Annotated in this window: 1 protein-coding gene; it reads right to left on the bottom strand. The window is 50.5% G+C overall.

Annotation, left to right across the window (positions count from 1 at the left end; translation table 11 throughout):
- Positions 1 to 105: 105 nt before the first annotated feature.
- Positions 106 to 921, bottom strand: an 816-nt coding sequence (ald, locus tag AC1DUA_RS39200) for an alanine dehydrogenase (RefSeq protein WP_477504817.1), incomplete at its 5' end; no start/stop codon positions are given.

Here is a 921-nt window from a genome sequence, read left to right as displayed (position 1 = left end):
CCCTATTCTCCTCAGTAAAAGTCGTTTGCATTATCATGCCCTTATGCAACTTATCCCATTAGCACCAAAAAAAATGCCTATCCATGTAGGATAGGCTTCAAGCACTTATTGTAATAGCGAATTAATGTCCGTATATTCGTAGCCGTGCGCCTCAGCAACAGCCTTGTAAGTCACATGCCCCGCTACAACGTTAATCCCTTTGGCAATAGCTTTATTATCAAGTGCAGCACGCACATACCCTTTGCTGGCAATTTGCAAGCCATAAGGAGTCGTCACGTTCGTAAGTGCCAATGTAGATGTGCGAGCTACGGCGCCTGGCATGTTCGCTACCGCATAGTGAATGACTCCATGCTTCTCGTAAGTCGGTTGGTCATGCGTTGTAATGCGATCAATCGTCTCAATGGAGCCGCCTTGGTCGATCGCAACGTCCACGATCACGCTTCCCGGGCTCATCGTTTTGACCATCTCTTCGGTCACCAAACGTGGTGCGCGTGCGCCAGGAATTAGTACTGCGCCGACAACCAAATCAGCTTGTCGCACAACTTCCGCGATGTTATACGGACTAGACATAATCGTTTTGACACGTCCTTGGAAGAGGTCATCCAACTGGCGCAAACGATCTGGATTCAAGTCAACGATCGTTACATCGGCGCCTAATCCAATCGCCATTTTTGCTGCGTTAGCTCCAACGATTCCACCGCCGATGACAGCTACTTTCCCAGGCTCAACACCGGGTACGCCGCCGAGCAGAATCCCTTTGCCGCCGTGCGCTTTCTCCAAGAAATGCGCGCCGATTTGGACGGACATGCGGCCCGCTACTTCACTCATTGGCGTCAATAAGGGAAGGCTGCCATTGTCCAACTGAATGGTCTCATAAGCAATCGCGGTTACCTTGTTGCGAGCTAGAGCATGTGTCAGTTC

The sequence above is a fragment of the Paenibacillus sp. 01T422 genome (genome assembly GCF_056398785.1).
The sequence above is the reverse complement of the archived record's forward strand: the minus strand, read 5'-3'. Positions and strand labels throughout refer to the sequence as shown.